At 42.9% G+C, this 522-nt stretch carries 1 pseudogene; it reads left to right on the forward strand.

The features are described 5' to 3' along the window. Positions 1-48: 48 nt before the first annotated feature. Positions 49-522, forward strand: a pseudogene (locus ACWIUD_RS12080) (hypothetical protein); the annotation flags it as partial.

Here is a 522-nt window from a genome sequence, read left to right on the forward strand (position 1 = left end):
AAATCGGGGTTGCGCAGTTGTGAGCGAGGAAATAGAACTGATGGTTCATTGACGAAGCGAACAACAAGTCTCCCCGATTTATCGCTAAAAGACAACGCGACAACTCTGCGAAATTTGTTTATTGTCGCCTTTTTAAGTGGCATTTGGCACGGCGCAGGATGGGGATTTGTGATTTGGGGAGTGTTGCACGGGATTGCAATGGTGATTCACCGAATCTATGCGTGGTTTATAGACAATTTGTTCTGGGGTAATCATTTGCGTTGTTTTGGCACAAAATTTCGCTCAATGAACCCATCAGTTCTATCTCGCTCATTTCGCGCCAAAACAACGCAAAGCACTACCGCCATTACTTCGATTGAGATTCTGCGAATCGCAGAATCTAATAAAAAAAATGCAGATTCTGCGAATCGCACGAAAATCGCAGAATCTCCCCACACTTCGCACTTCACCCAAAGCAAAATCTACAAAATCCTTGCGTGGTTTATCACTTTTAATTTTGTGAATATCGCTTGGATATTTTTC

It is taken from the genome of Helicobacter sp. 23-1044 (genome assembly GCF_053654695.1).